The sequence below is a fragment of the Burkholderia sp. lig30 genome, from assembly GCF_000687455.2.
In the GTDB taxonomy this organism is placed as follows: domain Bacteria; phylum Pseudomonadota; class Gammaproteobacteria; order Burkholderiales; family Burkholderiaceae; genus Burkholderia.
Map to the genome: position 1 here is coordinate 1 of NZ_JGVW01000112.1, position 2,212 is coordinate 2,212.

At 61.9% G+C, this 2,212-nt stretch carries 1 protein-coding gene; it reads left to right on the forward strand.

What is annotated here, in order from left to right; translation table 11 throughout:
- Positions 1 to 152: 152 nt before the first annotated feature.
- The coding region (locus tag LIG30_RS21960; protein ID WP_038715448.1) for a T6SS phospholipase effector Tle1-like catalytic domain-containing protein at positions 153 to 2,212 on the forward strand (2,060 nt) is incomplete at its 3' end.

The following is a 2,212-nucleotide window of genomic DNA, read 5'->3' on the forward strand; positions in this document are numbered from 1 at the left end:
CGAGTGAAGATCGTCGTCGGGAATCCCAATGCACGCGATCTTGCTCGCGATGCCGGTCCGCCCGCTGCAACGGATCCTTACGTCGCACAGGGAGCGCCGGACGAAGAATGGAATGACGCGTATCCGAACGGTGTGAAGCGAGGGTTAATGAAATGAACGTGAAATGGCCGGAACCGATGCCGGAAGGCGGGCGCCTGCAGAACCCGGAAGCGAACGACGCGTGGGCGACGGGCTATTGCAGCGTGGCCGATCCGAAACTGACGTGCCAGCAGACCCTGCACATCTCGCTGTTTTTTGATGGCACGAACAACAACGACGACAAAGACAATCCTAAATGGAGAGACTCGAATACTCAGCACCATACAAACGTGGCTCGGTTGTATAACGCAGCGCTGGACGAAAATGATCGAGGGATGTATTCATTTTATATTCCCGGCGTCGGCACGCCGTTCGAAAAGATCGGCGAGACAACGTATTCGCAAGATGGCAAGGTGCTCGCGAAGGGTTTCAACCAGCGATGTGTCTGGGCCTACACGCGTGTGCTCAATGCGGTGTATGGCGCGATTGTGAAAGATTCCCGGTGGGAATTGATTCCTGACGATGACGCCAAGGCGCTCAGCAACATCGGTGCCTTCTGCGACCAGCAAACGTTCGATCAATACTTCGAGCCTCGCCTGAGGCGACTCCAGATCGCGCATTCCGAGGCCAGCACCGAAAACACGGTCAAGAAGATCTGGATCAACGTGATCGGTTTCTCGCGCGGCGCGGCTGCGGCTCGCGCATTCGTGCACAAGCTCGTGAACGAATGGGCGCCGAACGGCACACTGGGCGACGCCCCTCGCTATCGCGCGCTGCCGTATCAGGTCAACTTCATGGGCCTGTTTGACACGGTCGCCTCGGTCGGCTTGCCGGATTCGTTTCGTACCGCGCTGAATCTGGATTTCCTCGACGGCCACGCGCACTTCGCCAGCAACGGGGGGCTCGCGATTCCAGATTCCGTTCGCGGTTGCGTGCATGCGTTCTCGATCCACGAACAGCGGATGAGCTTTCCGCTCGACTCGATCCGTCAGGGCGACCGTTATGCCGGCGGCGAGGTGCGGCGGGAGATTGCTTATCCGGGCGTGCATTCCGACGTCGGTGGCGGATACGGGCCGGGAGATCAGGGCAAGGGGTGCGACGGCGCCGGGGTGGGCGTGGACGAGCGGAAGCTCAGCCAGATCGCGCTGCACGACATGTACATTGCCGCGCTCGAGTATGGCGTGCCGCTGATGAAAGCGGATGCAATTTCGGAAAACGAATATCTTGCACCAGATTTCAAACTCCACCCCGACACCATCGCCGCCTTCAACGCCTGGCTCAAGACGACCCACACCGTCACCCGTCTGGAGGACGCGATGCGCTTCGGCATGGAGCAGATGCTGAGCTGGCGGGCACTGCGCGCGCAGCCCGCGGACGGCCGCTATCTCGCGAGGCAGAAATTCTTCGAGCGGGCCAGAGAAGACGGACTGACGCCGCGCAAGATGACGCAGGCGATGGAGAAGGCGGCACCGGAGGATCCGCAACTGCGGGAATTGAGCGCCCGACGCAACAAGGCGATGGCGGAAGTGTCGCGGGCGAAAGCGAGCCGGCCGTACCCGGAAAATGTTCCCGCGACCCAGGCGGCGGAGCAAGCGGTCAACGATGTCGATCGGGAGATCCGGAACCGGACGGAAGCGTTGTACGCGGAAGTCGCCTACGCTGGCGTGGCTGCCGACAAGCGGCCGCAATCCGGCCGTCCGGGAGAAACGGAGGGCGATATGACCGTCAACGACCGGAGCGATTTGCGACAGGGCGCGGAGGAAATGCGGCTGTTGCTGGCATATCTCCACCCCGGGGAGCGCGCAAGCCTGTCCGTCAAGGAGGCTGACGCGGCGCCACAGCCGCCGCATCACTCCACACACGGCCATTCCGCAAAGACGCTGCGGGTGGCTCGCGAGCAACCGGGCAGCGATACGCCGCACATGTCGCTGGTGGACGTCGGCGTCATCAAGTTTCACGCCCTGCGCACGTCGGTTGCGCAGGCCTACGATCCTGCCGACGACGTGTTGCCGAAGCCGGTTGCGGAGGTGGTTCCGTTCCTGAAGGAACACACCTCCCGGCAGAGGTTCGACGCGCTGCCCGACGAGGCAATCAGATTGTTCGACGACTACGTGCACGACAGCCGCTGCTGGTT